Origin of the sequence: Pseudosulfitobacter koreensis, from assembly GCF_024733015.1 — a bacterium.
Taxonomy (GTDB): domain Bacteria; phylum Pseudomonadota; class Alphaproteobacteria; order Rhodobacterales; family Rhodobacteraceae; genus Pseudosulfitobacter; species Pseudosulfitobacter koreensis.
Genome location: NZ_JANKJG010000004.1, coordinates 1 through 16,699 on the forward strand (window position 1 = coordinate 1; position 16,699 = coordinate 16,699).

Annotated in this window: 17 protein-coding genes, 2 tRNA genes and 1 pseudogene; 6 read left to right on the top strand and 14 right to left on the bottom strand. The window is 64.0% G+C overall.

The annotated features are described in order from the left end of the window. Window positions 1-366: pseudogene (locus NTA49_RS06995) on the top strand (tryptophan--tRNA ligase); the annotation flags it as partial. A 228-nt stretch (window positions 367-594) separates the two neighbouring features. Here the strand turns inward: NTA49_RS06995 and NTA49_RS07000 are convergent. From NTA49_RS07000 to NTA49_RS07010, 3 genes are all read right to left on the bottom strand, one after another. Next, entirely contained in the window at window positions 595-2,154 is a 1,560-nt protein-coding gene (locus NTA49_RS07000) for a GXWXG domain-containing protein (protein ID WP_258293971.1), read from the bottom strand. A 97-nt stretch (window positions 2,155-2,251) separates the two neighbouring features. Continuing rightward, a complete protein-coding gene (locus NTA49_RS07005; protein ID WP_258293972.1) occupies window positions 2,252-3,031 on the bottom strand; it encodes an alpha/beta fold hydrolase in 780 nt (259 codons plus the stop codon). Between the two features lie 364 nt (window positions 3,032-3,395). Beyond that, entirely contained in the window at window positions 3,396-4,520 is a 1,125-nt protein-coding gene (locus tag NTA49_RS07010) for a DUF6880 family protein (protein ID WP_258293974.1), read from the bottom strand. A 61-nt stretch (window positions 4,521-4,581) separates the two neighbouring features. On the opposite strand from NTA49_RS07010, the gene NTA49_RS07015 reads away from it, so the two are divergent. After that, window positions 4,582-4,785 (top strand): hypothetical protein, encoded by a 204-nt coding sequence (locus NTA49_RS07015; protein ID WP_258293975.1) that lies wholly within the window; start codon window positions 4,582-4,584, stop codon window positions 4,783-4,785. Window positions 4,786-5,048: 263 nt separating this feature from the next. On the opposite strand, the gene NTA49_RS07020 is transcribed toward NTA49_RS07015, so the two are convergent. The 6 genes from NTA49_RS07020 to NTA49_RS07045 all read right to left on the bottom strand — a co-directional run bounded on the left by NTA49_RS07020 (window position 5,049) and on the right by NTA49_RS07045 (window position 10,734). Continuing rightward, the gene (locus NTA49_RS07020) at window positions 5,049-5,435 is read right to left on the bottom strand and encodes a hypothetical protein (RefSeq protein ID WP_258293976.1); all 387 of its coding nucleotides are present in this window, start codon (window positions 5,433-5,435) and stop codon (window positions 5,049-5,051) included. Between the two features lie 567 nt (window positions 5,436-6,002). Continuing rightward, window positions 6,003-6,077: transfer RNA gene (locus NTA49_RS07025), tRNA-Glu, on the bottom strand. Window positions 6,078-6,156: 79 nt separating this feature from the next. Further along, a complete protein-coding gene (gene recJ, locus NTA49_RS07030; RefSeq protein WP_258293977.1) occupies window positions 6,157-7,893 on the bottom strand; it encodes a single-stranded-DNA-specific exonuclease RecJ in 1,737 nt (578 codons plus the stop codon). Window positions 7,894-7,964: 71 nt separating this feature from the next. Continuing rightward, window positions 7,965-8,933, bottom strand: coding sequence for a class II fructose-bisphosphatase (glpX, locus tag NTA49_RS07035; protein ID WP_258293978.1), 969 nt, complete (start codon window positions 8,931-8,933; stop codon window positions 7,965-7,967). A gap of 64 nt (window positions 8,934-8,997) precedes the next feature. Further along, entirely contained in the window at window positions 8,998-10,287 is a 1,290-nt protein-coding gene (locus NTA49_RS07040; RefSeq protein WP_258293979.1) for a homoserine dehydrogenase, read from the bottom strand. 144 nt (window positions 10,288-10,431) lie between these two features. Then, window positions 10,432-10,734, bottom strand: coding sequence for a hypothetical protein (locus NTA49_RS07045; RefSeq protein ID WP_258293980.1), 303 nt, complete (start codon window positions 10,732-10,734; stop codon window positions 10,432-10,434). A gap of 98 nt (window positions 10,735-10,832) precedes the next feature. On the opposite strand from NTA49_RS07045, the gene NTA49_RS07050 reads away from it, so the two are divergent. Beyond that, window positions 10,833-11,417, top strand: coding sequence for a TetR/AcrR family transcriptional regulator (locus NTA49_RS07050; RefSeq protein WP_258293981.1), 585 nt, complete (start codon window positions 10,833-10,835; stop codon window positions 11,415-11,417). Between the two features lie 55 nt (window positions 11,418-11,472). Here NTA49_RS07050 and NTA49_RS07055 read toward each other — a convergent pair whose 3' ends face one another. From NTA49_RS07055 to NTA49_RS07065, 3 genes are all read right to left on the bottom strand, one after another. Next, the gene (locus NTA49_RS07055; protein ID WP_258293982.1) at window positions 11,473-12,384 is read right to left on the bottom strand and encodes a pirin family protein; all 912 of its coding nucleotides are present in this window, start codon (window positions 12,382-12,384) and stop codon (window positions 11,473-11,475) included. Between the two features lie 364 nt (window positions 12,385-12,748). Beyond that, complete coding sequence (locus NTA49_RS07060; RefSeq protein ID WP_258293983.1) at window positions 12,749-13,495, bottom strand: COG3904 family protein; 747 nt, start codon at window positions 13,493-13,495, stop codon at window positions 12,749-12,751. Continuing rightward, entirely contained in the window at window positions 13,492-14,817 is a 1,326-nt protein-coding gene (locus tag NTA49_RS07065) for a hypothetical protein (RefSeq protein ID WP_258293984.1), read from the bottom strand. Before NTA49_RS07065 ends, NTA49_RS07060 begins: the two co-directional genes overlap by 4 nt. Window positions 14,818-14,931: 114 nt before the next feature. Between NTA49_RS07065 and NTA49_RS07070 the strand changes: the two genes are divergently transcribed. Further along, window positions 14,932-15,393, top strand: a complete 462-nt coding sequence (locus tag NTA49_RS07070) for an MmcB family DNA repair protein (protein ID WP_258293985.1) — start codon at window positions 14,932-14,934, stop codon at window positions 15,391-15,393. Window positions 15,394-15,397: 4 nt separating this feature from the next. Here the strand turns inward: NTA49_RS07070 and NTA49_RS07075 are convergent, their stop codons facing one another. Continuing rightward, window positions 15,398-15,586, bottom strand: a complete 189-nt coding sequence (locus tag NTA49_RS07075; protein WP_258293986.1) for a DUF6324 family protein — start codon at window positions 15,584-15,586, stop codon at window positions 15,398-15,400. A 122-nt stretch (window positions 15,587-15,708) separates the two neighbouring features. On the opposite strand from NTA49_RS07075, the gene NTA49_RS07080 reads away from it, so the two are divergent. Together NTA49_RS07080 and NTA49_RS07085 are read left to right on the top strand one after the other, a co-directional pair. Then, window positions 15,709-16,194 (top strand): GNAT family N-acetyltransferase, encoded by a 486-nt coding sequence (locus NTA49_RS07080; protein WP_258293987.1) that lies wholly within the window; start codon window positions 15,709-15,711, stop codon window positions 16,192-16,194. 45 nt (window positions 16,195-16,239) lie between these two features. After that, window positions 16,240-16,316: transfer RNA gene (locus NTA49_RS07085), tRNA-His, on the top strand. A 104-nt stretch (window positions 16,317-16,420) separates the two neighbouring features. Here NTA49_RS07085 and NTA49_RS07090 read toward each other — a convergent pair. Then, window positions 16,421-16,696, bottom strand: a complete 276-nt coding sequence (locus NTA49_RS07090) for a DUF6476 family protein (RefSeq protein ID WP_258293988.1) — start codon at window positions 16,694-16,696, stop codon at window positions 16,421-16,423. Between the last annotated feature and the right edge of the window lie 3 nt (window positions 16,697-16,699).

Below are 16,699 nucleotides of genomic sequence, written 5' to 3' on the forward strand. Positions count from 1 at the left end.
GAAGACATCCGCGCTGCTGTCAAAGCGATGTTCACCGATCCCCACCACCTGCGTGTCGAAGACCCGGGACGTGTTGAGGGGCATGTGGTCTTCACCTATCTCGACGCCTTCGACCCCGACCAAAAAGCGCTTGCCGAGCTCAAGGCGCACTATCAGAGCGGCGGGCTTGGCGATGGTAAGATTAAGGCGCGTCTGGAAGCTATTCTTCAGGAGCTTATTGCTCCAATTCGAGCGCGCAGGACCCAGCTATCCCAAGACCGAGCGTACATCCTTGAGGTGATCAAAGAAGGCACGGAGCGCGCGCGCGAGCGCACCGAGGCGACAAAGCGCGATGTGGTGAATGCCTTGGGTCTGTTCCAATTTTAGGAAAGCGGAGGCGGGCGATCCGGATGAATCTGTTTCGTCCGCCGACCGACGTTTCATCCTATAAAATGCTGCGCAATGCGCGAATGTCCGATCGACGGACTGCGCCGCTGCATTGAAAGGACTTGGTCAATGGCAGCAAAGGGCCGTTCTTAGTCTTCAACGATCACCATACATGACCGTCGCGGCAGTGCTGAGGAAGTCTACAGGTCGATTGGGAAGCGGTCCCCATCACTTCCACTCGCCGACCGCATCCTTGGTCAAGAGAAAGAAGTAGGGCGCCACTCCGCGCATATTCATGAGGCCGAGAATGCGCCGTTCGTCGATGCGGCGGAAGTGGTCGACGATGGGCTGCCGGTCGTAGACCATCGCCGCGCTCGCGCTTCCGCGGAACCCGACCGTGGCAAGCCGCGCGGCAGGCCCCGAAGCGCGCAAAAGGCGACGACACAGCCTGAAGGCAGTGCGGGTTGCGGCGCTTTTTGCAACGCGCGGCCAGCGCAGTGCGATGCGGACAGGCATCAGGCGCGGGTCGAGCGCGATGCCGGGCTCGAAGACCAGCGGATCGACGTGATCGACGCTGGCGAAGTGTTTCCCGTGCCAGCCGAGATGCTCCAGCAGGCCGTCGAGGGAATGCCCCGTCGGCAACCCGCCCCCCCGCCAAGCGCCCAACATCTCATCCGGCATGACGGGCGGGAGTGTGTCGAACCGTGCGAGTGCCGCCTCGGTCGAAACGCCCTCGCGGCGCCAACGGCGGACCCAGTTCGGTCCGGTCTCGAGACCGGGCGCGACCCGCGCGGGCTCTGCGTCCTGACCGAGCGCGTCCGCCAGTTCCGCCTCGAGCGCGCCGGGCCTGTCGGCATAGCGCGCCGAGTGGTGGAAGCCGATGACCCGGCGCGCACCCGCAGCCCGCGCAATCTCACCGGCAGCGCGCGCGGTGAGATGTGCCGTCGCCTTGGCCAAGTCGCGATCATCGTCGAGAAAGGGAGTTTCGATGAACAAGTGATCGGCATTCTGGGCAAGGCGCATGATCTGGGTGCGGTTCGCCTCCGTATCGGCTGCGTCGGTGACGTAGACGACCCGCTGGCCGGAACCGACCCGGAAGGCTTGGCCTCGCAGGTCACCGAGACGCCGGGTGCCGTAGCCGGGCACGTCCACATCGTGATCGTCCGGGGCGCCGCTGCGGATCGCGCTCTTGGCGGCCTCGAGCCATGGTCCCACGGGTAAACCCATGCCATCGAGCGCGGTCTTCCAGACGTTGACGCGAAGGCTTTCCTGAAAGGCGAAAGCGAGCGACGGGATGCCGTGGTCGAGTGCTACCGCTTCCACGCTGAAATCCTCGTCGGCGAGCACGACGCCTTCGGGCAGGTCCGCCGGAGCAAGGTCGCGGCGGTGAAAGGCGTCGTGAGCGCGGAACTCGGCCGCTCGCACGATCCGGGTTCCATCGAACTCCTGCACCGTGAGACGGAAGTTGGTGGAGGTTTCGTCGAGAAGGTTCCAGGTGAACGCGTTGAGGCGGCTCTCGACCTGACGAACGAAGCCCGCGGGACCGGTCATGCAGAGCGGGCGCGGCCGGTTGAGGCGCAGGCGTAGCAGCCGGTCAGTGCCCGCAACGTGGTCCATGTGGGCATGCGAGACGAACACGTGGCTGACCCGCAGAAGCTCGCGCGGGGTCAGCGGCGACAGGTCGCCCATGTCAAAAAGCATGGCGCGCCGGCCGAAGCGGAAGTCGAGATAGACGCCGGGATCGCCTTCGGGCGGGTTAACCAAGCGGGGCTGCACAAGCTGGGTCATGCGTTTACTATAGCAGAAGGGTTGCAGCTTCGCTTGGCACGGGCGCACATCAAGGCGAGACAGGCTGCGCCAACCACACAAGCCCTTGCTTCGCAACTCAATTCTGCACCGTCTTCAGGATAACCTCTGCTGCCTCCGTCGGGCGGTCCCATTGCGGAAAGTGGCCGCACCGGTCGAACCAGTGCAGTTCAGCCGTCGGAAAGGCCGCCTGCGCGCGCTCCGCTTGGCGGGGCAGCAGGAGCCGGTCCTGGCGACCCCAGCCGATCGTCACCCGTCCGGGCGGTGTCGTCGTTCCATCCTGCAACGGGCCACGCGCCAGTTCGCTCAACATTGCATCGAAGACGTTCGTCTCGGCGATCGACGTCAGTTCATTCTGAACCAGCTGGGGGTCAAGGTCGCCGGGATGTGCCGACAGTTGGGCCAGCAGCACCGTGCGCGCGGCCCGGCTTTGCGACAGTGTCGGGATACGCCGCCGCAAGAGCCGCACCAGCCGGACCGACGCAGCCAAGGTCGAGCGGAACCAGGCGGTTTCCCAGCCGCGCCAGAAACCGCCCGGATCATAGGCAACCGTGTGGCCGCCCGTTCCGCGCCTTGCCAGTTCCAAGACCATCCGGGCTCCGACGGAGCTGCCGACGGTATCGACGCCCGCCAAACCGTTCCTGTCGATGAAGCGGTCCAGCGCATCCGCGTAGGCGGCGATGGTCTGGCGCCCCGCAAGCGGCGGAGACTGCCCATGGCCCGGCAGATCGACCAGCACCACCTCGCGCGCGCGCGCGAGTGTCGGCACGATGCTGTCCCAAGAGCGCATGCTTCCGCCCAACCCGTGCACCAAAAGCAAAGGTTGACCGGCACCCTGTCGTTCGAAGTTCAAGTCCATGCTCATCAACGATCTGCAAAGGGTTTGGTTTCATGGCAGACTGTGCGGCTACCGCCGATGCCGTATCCTGTCCGGCCGCTGGAGGAGCAACAAGCTGTCATTGATCATGTGAGCACTCTCACAAGCCATTCGACCTCCCACTGGCGTTTGCATTTCGTGGTCCAATTCGAGCTCAGAATCTGTGGAAGGGCCACCAACCAAAGGTGCGCGACGAGGAAGAGTTCCTGTCAATCGCACTGCGGAAATCGAGCGACGCATCATCTCGCGGATGCAGCGAATGGCCGGTTCGGTGACGCTGCAACGCAGCTTCCGAACAGACGATCAGTGTCCGGTCTGGGCCGGAAGCCACTTCTCCACGCGCCGTTTAGATCCGGCCCTGTTGTTCGACCTTGTCCCAGAATGCCTGTTTGCGTGGATGCCTGCGGCGCAGGTCGTCGACAAAGGCCTCGTGGCTTTGAAAGGCGCCGTAATCCGCAATCGCCAGATCGGCCTGGGCGCAGGAGGCGAGATGCCTTGCGGCATGCCGGTAGCGTTTGGCGCGGTTGTTTTGAAGCGCAAAGGTGATCATCAACCGCCACACCAGTGTTGCGGCCAGGGGATGTTCGGCCTTGAGTAACTCGGATGCCGGGGTAAGGATTTCATAGGCATTGCCATCCAGCTCTGCGTGACGGGACAGTATCACGTCAGCGGCAAGCCCTGGGTCGGGCCAACTCACACAGAAGACGAGGCCCTGGAGCAGGTCGGGGTAGGTGCGCACATGGGTGCGGGCATTCAGCAGCGCCTCATCATCGTCGAAATCGTGCAGGCGCGAGAGATAGCGGCGCAGGGTCTCCGCGCAAAGCCTGGTTTCAAACCGGGTCCACATGGCGCTGCGCAGGTTTGCCTCCTCGCCCAAGGCGTCGAGGCAGGCGAAATGGGCGCTGTCGACCTCGGGCGAGTCAAAGGCGCGGCCTTTGCCCTTCTCAGAGGCGATGCAGGTTTCCATGATCCGCAGGGCGTCTTCGGCCCGGCCCGCTTTTAAGAGCCGTCGCGCTGCATTCGGTGCAATCGTGTGATACGTCAGTTGCTGCGCGCTATACTGCGACAGCCACGCATCCACATCGCCCTGGGCATCGGCAACGTCCGACAGGATCATCCTGAGCGTTCTGTCGTGGCTGTCCTTTGCCATTTCAAGGCGGCGCTCGACGCTCATGAGAACCCCGAAATACTCGGTTTCGTCCAAGGTGATGGGCGCATCCATCGCAGCTTCCGCACGTACCCTGAGCGCGGTCAAACCCTGATCACCCAATGCCTCGGACAAGGCAGGGATAACGCCGTCAAATTCGCCATAGCCGTTGTCTTGGAGGGCCTCGAACACCTGATCCGCAAGCAGCTCGGCGTTGCGATCGAGACGTGGGGCGAGGGTTTGGATCGCATCCATCGCAGCATCCATGACGTCGCCGATCGTACCATTGCTGTCGTCGGTGAGGAGATATCGAACCCTGATCACAGCCGCCTCCGGATACAGAAAAATGAGCCGACCTCCTGATCATCAGTCAGGAGAATTCAAAATGTCCGCACCGAAACTCACTCAGGCGTCCGTGAAGAATGCGATCGCCGCCGCCGCCGACCTTACCCCCACCGCCTTGGTCGTTCAGCCGAACGGCAGCCTGCGGCTGGAATTTCTCCCGGAACAATTGAATAATGCCACCAACTCGGAGCCGCTGGCGCCGAACGGTCAGGCGCCGAAGAAGTGGAGAGGGGCACAACGATGAAATTTGAGTTCAAAGGACTCCTCGATGACAAGACGGCGGCGGGAACTGTCAGATGGCGTGTTCGCGTGGAAGGCGACCGAGACAAAAAAATCCCGATCCCTATGGGGCCGGGAAAACCTGGCTTCCACGAACACTACAATGCCGCTCGCGCGGGCCAAAAGCTCGAAATGAGGAAACCAGAAAAGCCGAGGAAGGGTACTCTCGACGAGCTTTGCGACAAGCACCTCGAATGGCTGAAAACGCAGGTAAAAGCTGGCAGTATGTCAAAAGGCACCCTGACAAGCCGTCAGACAGGATTTAAGCAAGCTTGCGACACACTTGATCTTGACGGCGATCGTATGGGGTCCTTGGACTCCGACCTGCCCGAAGAAGCGTTCATTCATATTCAAGACGGCTTCGGAGTTCTCACGGCTGCCGCTGACACTTGCCTCAAGGCGCTTCGCGCTGCGTATCGTTGGGGAGCCAAGCGCGGTTATCCCAAGAATAGTCCTGTCTTCGCAGTGGAGAACATCCACACAGCCGGTGGAGGCGCCAAGCCCTGGAAGCCTGAGGACGTCGAGAAGTTTCTGACTGCCCATGGCTCCGGGACCATGGCGCGGCTGTGGTTTTGCCTCGCTTATGACAGCCACAGCCGGATCGGCGATACTCATCGCCTTGGCAGGAAGAACGAAGCGATGTACGAGGGCGATCGTTACCTTGAGTGGCAACCCTCAAAAAAGGGTTCGGCGTTCGTCTCGATTCCCTTGGGTAATATGCTTGCAACGGAGCTGGCATTGCATGACGAACGCAATACCTACCTGTTGACCGAGCAAGGGAAACCGTTCGCCTCCTCCGGCTCACTCGATAACCGGGTTCGCAAGTGGATCATCGCTGCCGGTCTCTGCGTCGATGCGAAGGATGAAGAGGGTAATCCGATCTATGTGGGTAAGGGCAAGCGGAAGGTCGTGAAGAAAAGGTCCACGCGTTCACAGCATTGGATCCGGAAGGGCGTCGCAGAGCTCATGGCTGAACGTGGCGCGACCGAATACGAACTCATGGCCGCCTTCGGTTGGACTGAGGCGAAGGCCGCCAGCGTCTACACCAAGAACTTCCAGCGCCGCGGCGCTGCAACGGCGGCTTCCAAGCGCATGGCTGAGATGAAAGGTGGACCACGGCCCGAAACTCGTGGTCCACATGCGGACCAAGAGGCCAATAAAATAGGGCTTTCGGGGAACAAGTGGCAGCCCGTAGGGGAGTCGAACCCCTCTTTTCAGGTTGAAAACCTGACGTCCTAACCGATAGACGAACGGGCCACTGTCTTGTGAGGGGCTGATTATGCAATCGCGCGGGATGGTGCAAGACCAAAAATGAAGTTCTTTCAGAAAATTCTGTTCAAGCCTCCGCAGCGTCCTCCAAACGCAGCTGAACGCTCTGCCGCCCGCGGTATGTGTTGATGTCCAGTCGCCCCGCCAGATGAAAGCGCGCGCCGCCGTGCCGTTCCAGCCGGGGCCCCAGCGGGCCATCATAGGCCCCGAAACAGATGGCATCCATGCGCGGCCCGCCGATATCGCCAAAGCTGAGCTTCAGATGGCTTTCGCCGACCCGCTTGGCATGAAAGATCTGCATGTCTGCAAAGGCATAGCGCGGACCGGGGGCGGCGGCACCGTAAGGGCCTGCCTGCTCGATCATCTCGGCCAGTTCCACTTGCGCGGCACCGGGCATCATCGTGCCGTCCAGCCGCAGATCCGCCACGCCGATGCGGTCCGCCCCCTGTTTGGCCAGCAACGCGCCCAGCCGCGCCATCGCGTCCGGAATAAGCTCTTCACGCACTGTCAGCCCCGCAGCCATCTTGTGCCCGCCGCCCTTCAGCAGCAGCCCTTCGGCGGCCAGCCGCTGGATCGCGGCGCCCAGGTCAATGCCGGTGACCGACCGGCCCGAGCCTTTGCCGATGCCGTCCTCGATCCCGATCACCACGGCTGGACGGTTCGACGCCTCTTTCAGCCGTGCCGCGACGATGCCCACGACACCGGGGTGCCAGCCATCGCCTGCCGCCCAGGCCAGCGGTGCGTCGAAACCGCGTTCCTCGGCCTGCGCCATGGCAGATGCGCGCACGGCGGCCTCGATGTCGCGCCGCTCGGTGTTCAGAAGGTCCAGCCGCTCGGCCATCGCCGCAGCCTCGTGCGCGTCGGTCGTGGCCAGCAGACGCGCGCCCAGATCGGCCTGACCGATCCGCCCGCCCGCATTGATGCGCGGCCCCAGCAGATAGCCCAGATGATAGGCCGCAGGCGCCGTATCCAGCCGCGCCACATCCGCCAGTGCCGCCAGTCCTGCGCGGTCACGCGCGGCCATGACCCGCAGGCCCTGACGGACAAACGCGCGGTTGACCCCGATCAGCGGCGCCACATCCGCCACGGTGGCCAGCGCCACCAGATCCAGCATCCGCATCAGGTCCGGCCCGCTTTTGCCCGCGCCGCGCAACTGCCGCCCGCATTCGACCAGCATCAGGAACACCACGGCGGCGGCACAGAGATGCCCCAGATCGCCGTCTTCGTCCTGCCGGTTGGGGTTCACGACCGCCACCGCACCGGGCAGCGTCTCGCCACCCAGGTGGTGATCCAGCACGACCACATCCGCGCCGACCGCCGCCGAAATCGGCCCGTGCGACAGCGTTCCGCAATCCACGCAGATGATCAGGTCATGGGCCGCCGCCAATTCCGCCATCGCCGCATCATTGGGCCCATAGCCTTCGTCGATCCGGTCCGGCACATAGAGCGTCGCGCGCAGGCCCAGCTGCCGCAACCAGTCCAGCAACAAGGCCGCGGAACTGCCGCCATCCACATCGTAATCGGCAAAGATCGCGATCCGCTCGCGCCGCGTCACTGCCTCCAGCACGCGCGAGGCGGCCTTTTCCATGTCCTTCAACAGGCGCGGGTCCGGCAGCAGATCGCGCAGGGCAGGGGCCAGGAACGCATCCGCTTCCTCTGCCACCACGCCACGCCGCGCCAGAACCTGCGCCACGGGCCCCGGCAGTCCCTTTAGCTGCACGATAAGATCGGCTGCCCGCTGCACTTCCACAGCAGGCCCGACCCAGCGCCGCCCGGTCAGGGATGTCTCAACGCCCAGATACATGGCCACATCCCATCTTCATCTTGCCAAACAAACTCCCCCCGGAGGGCCGATCAGCCCCACGCGGCGGGTTATCAGGTTTCCGATACGGGCGTGCGGTATTGCATCCGCCGCACCGATCCGGTTTTCGACCGCATCAACAGGGTTTCGCAGGTCAGCCAGCCGGGTTCGCGCTGAACCGCCTGCAACAGCGATCCCGACGTCACACCGGTCGCGGCAAAGATCACGTCCTCGGTGACCATCTCGTCGCGGGTATAAACGCGGTCGAGGTCGGTGATGCCCGCCTTTGCCGCGCGGCCCTTTTCGTCGTCGTTGCGGAACAGCAGGCGGCCATAGATCTGCCCGCCCATGCATTTCAACGCGGCTGCGGCCAACACGCCCTCGGGGGCACCGCCGTCGCCCATGTACATGTCGATGCCGGTGTCTGGGTCGGCGCAATGCATCACCCCCGCGACGTCCCCATCGGTGATCAGGCGGATGGCCGCACCGGTGGCGCGCACATCGGCGATCATGTCGGCGTGGCGTGGGCGCTCAAGAATGCACACGGTGATGTCTGCGGTCGCACACCCCTTGGCCTTGGCCAGCGCTTTGACGCGTTCGCCGGGGCTCATGGCCAGCGTGACTGTATCGGGGGCAAAGCCCGGACCGATGGCCAGCTTTTCCATATAGACGTCCGGCGCGTGCAGCATCGACCCGCGCGGGCCCATCGCGATCACCGTCAGCGCGTTGGGCATGTCCTTCGCGGTCAGCGTGGTGCCTTCCAGCGGGTCCAGCGCGATATCCACGCCGGGGCCGTTGCCGGTGCCCACTTCCTCGCCGATGAACAGCATCGGCGCTTCGTCACGCTCGCCCTCGCCGATCACCACCACGCCCGCGATGTCCAGCAGGTTCAGCTGCTCGCGCATGGCGTTCACCGCGGCCTGGTCGGCGGCTTTCTCGTCGCCGTGCCCGATCAGCTTGGCCGAAGCCAGTGCCGCCGCCTCCGAGACCCGCGCAAGGCCCAGGGACAACATGCGGTCATGAAATTTTGCGGCGTCTGGCATGGGGGTGATCCTCATCAATCTGTGTCTGGAAAATTTGTAGCGGCGGCAGCCCGATGGCGCAACTTTACAAGTGCTCGATCCGCAGCGCGACAGGGGCAGAGGCCAGAACGCCGGTGCCTTCCATCGCCTCGACGGCCACATCCAGGCTCGCGCGGGTGGTCTTGTGGGTTACGATCAGCACCTGGGCCGCTTCCGCATCGGCATGGCCGTACTGGCGCATCCGTTCGATGCTGACGCCCGCTTCGCCAAGTGCTGCGGCGATCTTGGCCAGTGCGCCGGGTTTGTCGACCAGACCCATCCGCAGGTAATAAGGCGCTGGCAGCACCGACAGCGCAGGTGTCGCCGCTTCCAAAGTGGATGCGGGCTGTCCGAAGACCGGCAGGGAAAAGCCGCGCGCGATGTCGCAGACGTCGGACATCACGGCACTCGCGGTGGGGCCTGCACCGGCACCGGGGCCGCGCAACACGATCTGCTCGACCGCGTCGCCTTCCAGTACGATCATGTTGGTGCCGCCCTGCAACTGGCCCAGCGGCGATGTATCTGGCACAAGACAGGGCTGCATCCGCTGTTCCAAGCCGCGCCCGGTTTTCTGCGCTACGCCCAGCAGCTTGATCTTGAAACCCATGTCGGCGGCGGCGCGGATGTCTTCGATGCTGATCCGCTCGATACCTTCCAGTTCGATGCCCGCGAAATCGACGCGGGTGCCAAAAGCGATCGACGACAGGATCGCGAGCTTGTGCGCGGCGTCGATGCCCCCCACGTCCAGCTGCGGGTCGGCTTCGAGGTAGCCCAGGCCATCGGCCTCGGCAAAGACCTCCTGATAGGTCAGCCCGGCAGTCTCCATCCGGGTCAGGATGTAGTTGCACGAGCCGTTCATCACGCCCATCACGCGGGTGATGCCGTTTCCTGCAAGGCCTTCGGTCAGCACCTTGATCACGGGGATGCCGCCAGCAACGGCAGCCTCGAACTTCAAGGATCGCTGCGCCGCCTCGGCCTGTTCGGCCAGCGACTGGCCGTGCATGGCCAGCATCGCCTTGTTGGCGGTGACCACGTGTTTGCCTGCGGCAAGGGCCGCTTCGGTGGCGTCCTTGGCGGGGCCATCTTCACCGCCCATCAGCTCAAGGAACAGGTCCACATCGTCACGTTTCGCCAGGGCAACCGGATCAGTTTCCCACGCATAATCCCCCAGGCTGATGCCGCGATCCTTGTCCTTGGTCCGAGCCGAAACCGCCGAGATCGTGATCTCGCGCCCGGTGCGGGCAGTCAGCAGAGCGGCCTGCTGGCGCACGATCTTGACGACACCCATGCCGACCGTGCCCAGACCGGCGATACCAAGGCGAAGGGGCTGGGACATGGGCTATTTCCTTATACATGCGTGGTGTTTTTGCGCATCTACCCCGTTCGCGCTGGGCACGCAACATGGCGCTGTCGATCACGCCGCAAGAAAGGGAAAGGGGCGCCGAAAGAAAGGGAAAGCGCCCGTTTGCGTGGCTGCGGCTCAGTCTATGCGGGGCTCTTGGGCCAGACGTGTCCGGTCGGCACTGTCGATCACGCTTGACCCCTTGATCCGTGCCGCGCGGCTCCGCAGGGCGGCGACGCGGGCCTCCAGATTGCCTTGCACGACCGCAGGCGCGGGGCCGTCATTCTCCGCGCGCGCAAGGATGGGGGCGACGTTGACCAGTTCGGGATAATCCGCAGCCTTCGCGCGCTCCGATATGGCGGCGTCCAGTTCGGGGAACTGGGCACAGGCCGCCAGCGCAAGCGGGGCGGCGATCAGGGCTGTGACAAGAAAAAGGCGCATGAACCTGCCTGAATGAGATGTTGCATGCTTGATGCACCAGTGTCGCCCATGGTGCAAGGGACTTGGTTTTGAACGAGTGTTCAGATAATCGGGTGCACATGGCGCGCACAGCAGGATCACATTCGGACATCACGGGGCCACGGGTGCGAGACGCCGCACTGCGTCTGTTCGCCCGAGATGGCTATGCCGCCGTGTCGATGCGCCGGATTGCGGGCGAGGTCGGGGTACAGGCAGGCGCGCTCTATAACTACACGCCCGACAAGCAGACATTGCTGTTCGATCTGATGCGCGACCACATGACCGACCTGCTTGCGGCGCTGCCCGACCACGGGGGCGACGCGGCATCGGCGCTGGAACGTTTCGTGCGCTTTCACATCGGATTTCACCATGACCGCCCCGATGCGGTGTTCATCGCCTATATGGAACTGCGCAATCTGGAGCCGGATAACTTTGCCGTCGTCGAAGCCCTGCGCCGGCGCTATGAGGACCATCTGGAAGCGATCCTGCGGCGCGGGGCCGACGAGGGCGCATTTGCGGTGCCCGACACCAAGATCGCGACGCTCGCCGTGATCGCGATGCTGACTGGCGTGAACACATGGTTTCGCGCGGGCGGACGGTTGCGTCTGGCCGAGGTGCAGGACATCTATTGGGACATGGTGCGCCGCTCGGTCGGCGGTCGGTAGCAACCTGCGCGCTGTAAAGGCGGCGCGCAGGGCAGGAACCCAGGTCTGGGGTCGTTCAGTGCGCAGGCTTGATGAACGTGCCGTTGCGCAATTCGCGCATCGCCTGCATCAGCTCTTCTTGCGTGTTCATCACGATGGGGCCGTGCCAGGCCACGGGCTCGTTGATCGGCGCGCCCGAGATCAGCAGAAAGCGCACGCCCTGTTCGCCTGCCTGCACGGTAATCTTGTCGCCCGAGCCAAAGCGGATCAGCGTGCGGTCGCCTGAAAGATCGCGGATGTTGACCTCTTGTCCTGCCACTTCCTTTTCCAGCAAGACCCCGCTGGGTGCCGAGGCGTCGACAAAAGCCGCCTGACCCTCGAAGATATAAGCAAAGGCACGGCGGTAGGTGTCGATGCGGAACGTCTTGCGCACACCGGGCGGCATGGTCACGTCCAGATACTGCGGATCGGCGGCGATGCCGTCCACGGGGCCTTTCTTGCCCCAGAATTCGCCGGTGATCACGCGCACGGTGGTGCCGTCGTCGTCGGTGACCTCGGGGATATCGGCTGCGGTCACGTCCTGATACCGCGGCGCGGTCATCTTCTGCGCCGAGGGCAGATTGCCCCAAAGCTGAAAGCCGTGCATCTGGCCCTGTGGATTCCCCTGCGGCATCTCCTGATGCAGAATGCCGCGTCCGGCGGTCATCCACTGCACGTCACCGGCCCCAAGCGCGCCGGTGTTGCCCAGGCTGTCGGCATGATCGACGGTGCCCGACAGCACGTAGGTGATCGTCTCGATCCCCCGGTGCGGGTGCCAGGGAAACCCCTTTTCGAAATCCTCGGGGCGTTCGTTGCGAAAGTCGTCAAACAGCAGGAACGGGTCCAGTTCCGACGGGTCCTGAAAGCCGAAGGCGCGGTGCAGTTTGACACCGGCCCCTTCCAGCGTGGGCTGGGCACGGCGGGTTTCCAATGTGGGGCGCAGGGACATGGGACATCTCCTTTGAATGCTGCTGTTGTGCAGAAACATAGTCGTGCGCAGATGCGTCGCAATCGGCGCCTGCGCGCCGTGACTGTGCAGATTTGCGGAAAGTGGCGGGAACCACCGCAGCCGTTGGTTCTTTGTTCCCGAGGACCTGTATGTACAGGTGGGCACCGGGTAAGTGGACCAGGGTCCAAACAGAGCCAGTTCCCTCGGAATTGCTTAAGGCCACTGGAACGTAACCGTATCGAGAGGGGCAGAACCCGCCACTGCCTGAGATAGGGTGCGCGCTGGCACTTGGCAAGGGGGGCAAGGGGGCGCTGCCCCCGGCCTGCGGCCTCCCCCGGAGTTTATCTGGCAAGATGAAGCCTGTTCACTCGCTTTCGACGAAGTTGTAGCGTGTCAGCTCCTCTGGGAGCAGCACGTAGATCTCGTCGGGCGGCGTGGTCAGCGCGTGCTGCATCACCAGCGGGTCGATGCCCATTTCGTCGAGGTAAGTCATCACCTCACCCTGGCCACGCTGGATGTCCTCGACTGCGAAAGAGGCGGGCAGGATCGTGCTTTGGCCGAAGTAATGCTGATGGACGCCGACGCTGGCACTCTCGGCGATGGTGCGCGTGATGCCTGCCGCCAGCAGGTAGGGGCAGGCGGAATAGCACACTTCGTCCGCGCGCATTTCCGTGGCGATGTTCTGTTCGCGGATAAAGCGCCCCAGTTCCAGGGCATCGGCGACCGATCCGCCCGGCGATTGCAGCACCAGCCGGTCGGGGGCGGGCACCGAGGCGGTGATCAGGGCGGAGATGCGCGTGGCGTCGTCGGGCGCGATCGTCCCTTCGAGGCGGTAGGTGCCGCCCTCAAGCTCGGTCAGCATCAGCCGTTCGGGCAGCGGCTCGGAGGGGCCGAACGGGCGCGGGCGGTCCGGATCGAAGGTGCGGCGCTGGTCGCCGGGGCGCACGGGTTCGGTCAGCTGCGGCTGGCCGGGGCCGAAGGACGGCAGCGACAGGCCCGCGTCCGACATGTCCCCGATGATCAAGAGCACGCCCAGCCCAAGCTGGAACACCAGCACGCCTGCAAGGATGCGCCCGACCGAGGGGAATTTGGATGGGGCGGAATCACTCACAGAGAGCTGACCGGGGTAGGGCGCGTCGGCGTTTCGGGCGCGTCCGGGGCCTGTGAATCCTTGACCAGCGTGTCCTTGGCCAAGCTATCCGGCATGTTGTTCATCGCCAGTTCCACATCGCGCACGGCCCCGAGGGCGGCGCGCAGTTCGGCCAGTGTCATGGTGTCGTCGACAGCGGTGCCCTCGCGGCCATGGCGGATGGCGGACTGGGTGATGGCGAGGATCAGGACCAGCACTGCAGGCAGCAGGTCAATCGCAATCGCTCCGGCCCATGAGGGCACGAAGTTGCGCGCGTAGAGGATCACCGCATCGGCCGAGGAGATCGGCGTATAGGTCACATCAGGCGGCGGTGTCTGGGCGATAACGGCGGCGGCGGCCCCTTGCAGCGTCGCGGCGCGCTGGGCCAGCACATCGAGCACGCTGGTGATCGTCGACGCCTGATCGGTGCGGATCTGCGAGGTGCTTCCGTCAAGTTCGGGCAGCACCACCGAGGCGGCCAGATCCTGTGCCGCGCGTTCCACAAGCGGCGCGACAGAGAGCTGGCGCAATTGCGCGATCAGCCCGGCCAGACGCACGGTGGCTTCGGAAAACTCGACCGACCGGGCCTCGACCGGCCCTGCCTCGACCGTGAGGGCGCGCATCCGGCTGAGGATGGCGTTGCCTTCCGTGAAGGCGGCACTGACCAGCGGGGTCTGCGTGGCGATCTGCGCCTCGAGCCCCGACAATTCGGCGGATTTCTGGCGCAGGACACGGAACACGGCACCGCGCCCGGCCATGCCGGACAGGGCACCCGCGGCCTCCTGTTCAGACAGGTCCTCGAAGGATTGACGCACGCGGGCGACGTCACGCTCAAGGCTTTGGGCGCTGAGCGCGATTTCGTGGGTTTCTTCCAGCGCGCCCTGATATTCCTGCACCGTTGTCGCCAGGTGCTGCTCGACGGCGGCCGATCCGGCCAGGGCGGCGGCGTTCAGCCAGGAGGACATTGCCACGATCGCGAGCGACCCCAGCACCATCGCCCCCATAAGCCCGATGCGGGCCTGCGCGGTGCGCACCGCCGGAAAGAGACGCATCATGTAGGACCAGAAGACGAAGATCCCGACGGACACCGCCACCGAGTAGGCGATCGCGGCAAAGACCGACATCGCGCCCGTGTCATCCAGCAGGGATGACACCCCGAGATAGGTGTAGATGCCTGATGCGACCGCCAGCACACCGAGCGCGGTACCGGAGAATGTATCGAGCCAGGTCAGGTGGGTTTCCAGCTCGCGGGCGTGGCGGACACCGCGCGCTTGGGCGTCGGTGAGGGGGCGATCAGATGTCATGCGGGCCTTTCCGACGATCCATTACAGAAGGGTAACATAGATGCGCGCGGCACACCTTCCAAGGTTTCACGCGCAGGGCTTGCATTTGTTCACGTAATGTTCATATTTTTGGGCATGGCTTTGACATCCGATCTTGTGGCCCTTGCACCGGGGCAGGTTCTGGCGCGTGGCGTGGCCCGGCATCTGGCGGCGCTGGGCATGGTCACCGTCGAGGAACTGGTGCCTGCGCGCGGGCTGCGGGTGGATGTGATGGCGCTGGGACCGAAGGGCGAAATCTGGGTGGTCGAATGCAAATCCAGCCGCGCCGATTACATGTCGGACAGCAAGTGGCAGGGCTATCTGGAGTGGTGCGACCGGTTTTTCTGGGCGGTCGATGCAGATTTTCCCACTGACCTTTTGCCCGAGGGCACCGGTCTGATCATCGCAGACGGCTATGACGCCGAGGTGATCCGCATGCCGCCCGAAGACCGGCTGGCCGCCGCGCGCCGCAAGGTGATGGTGCAAAAGTTCGCCACGCATGCGGCACGGCGGTTGCAGGCTCTGCGTGACCCGGCGGCGTTTGCGGGATTGGGGTGACGGCTCAGCGCTTGATGGATTCGGCAGCCTTGGCCGCGGCCAGTAGCTCTTCAGCGATCTCGCGGGCCTCGTCGGGCTCGAAGTCCATCGGGATCTCGGCACCGCCGCCTTCGACGAACAGACGGACCATGCCCTTGTCCGTGGGGCCGATCTGCAGATTGGCTTCGATGTCGCGCTCGTTGTTGATGCCCATGATGGCCTCCGGCTGTGTCAGGCGATTGTGCTAGCGAAGACAGGCTTGATTGGCAAGTGTGACGCGGGCAAGTGTGACGCGGGCAAGGGTGACGCGGGCAAGGGTGGAGCAAGGCTGGCAGCATGACAGAGTTTTCGATCCGGTCCTATACCTCCCGCGATGCGCCTTGGGTGCTGGCGGCGCATGCGCGTCACTACCGCGAGGTCGACGGGTTCGACGAAAGCTTTGCCACGCTGGTGGAAACGATTCTGCGCGATTTCGATGCGGGCCATGATCCTGAGCGCGAAGCGGGTTGGATCGCGGTGGACGGGGCCGGGGCGCCTGTGGCCTGCATGTTCTGCGTGGCGCTTGATGCGGATACGGCCAAGCTGAGGATGTTTCTGGTGACCGACGCGGCGCGGGGGCGCGGACTGGGCTACCGGTTGCTGCAGACCTGCATGGGGTTCGCCCGTGAACGCGGCTACAAGGGGATGCGGCTCTGGACCCACGAGAGCCACGTTGCGGCCTGCGCGCTGTACCGGCGCAACGGCTGGTCGCTGGTGAGTTGCAGGTCAGTGCGTTCGTTCGGTCAGGCGCTGGTCGAACAGGAATGGCAAATTCGCTTTTGATCGGTCTTGCCAAACCCGGATGTCTTGGTTACATCACCGCGCAGTGCCGCCTTAGCTCAGTTGGTTAGAGCGCTTGATTGTGGATCAAGAGGTCCCTGGTTCGAGACCAGGAGGTGGTACCATTACCCTTCCCTTAAGAAATTGCCGTTCCGATGATCGGGGCTTCGCCCCGGACCCCAGGATATTTTTGGCCAAAAGAAAACGGGTGGCCGATCAAGGCGGGGCGTCAGTCGAGGGTGATGGTCTGCTTCAGTTCCTTGCCGTCTGCGGAGTAGATCAGCACCTGCGTCGGGGTTGTTATGGCGATATACTGCGGAGTTTGTGCGAACGCGGTGGGTGTTGTGCCGTCGGGCAGGGTGATGCGCTCTGGAAGCCGGGGCGTTGTCGGGCTATTGAGGCGTATTGCCATCAGCACGAAAATCGCGGCCATGCCTGCGATCATCGTGACGGTGAGAAGCGTCACCAGACGGCGCAGGTTTTTGAGATGGGGCGGTTCGGGCACTTC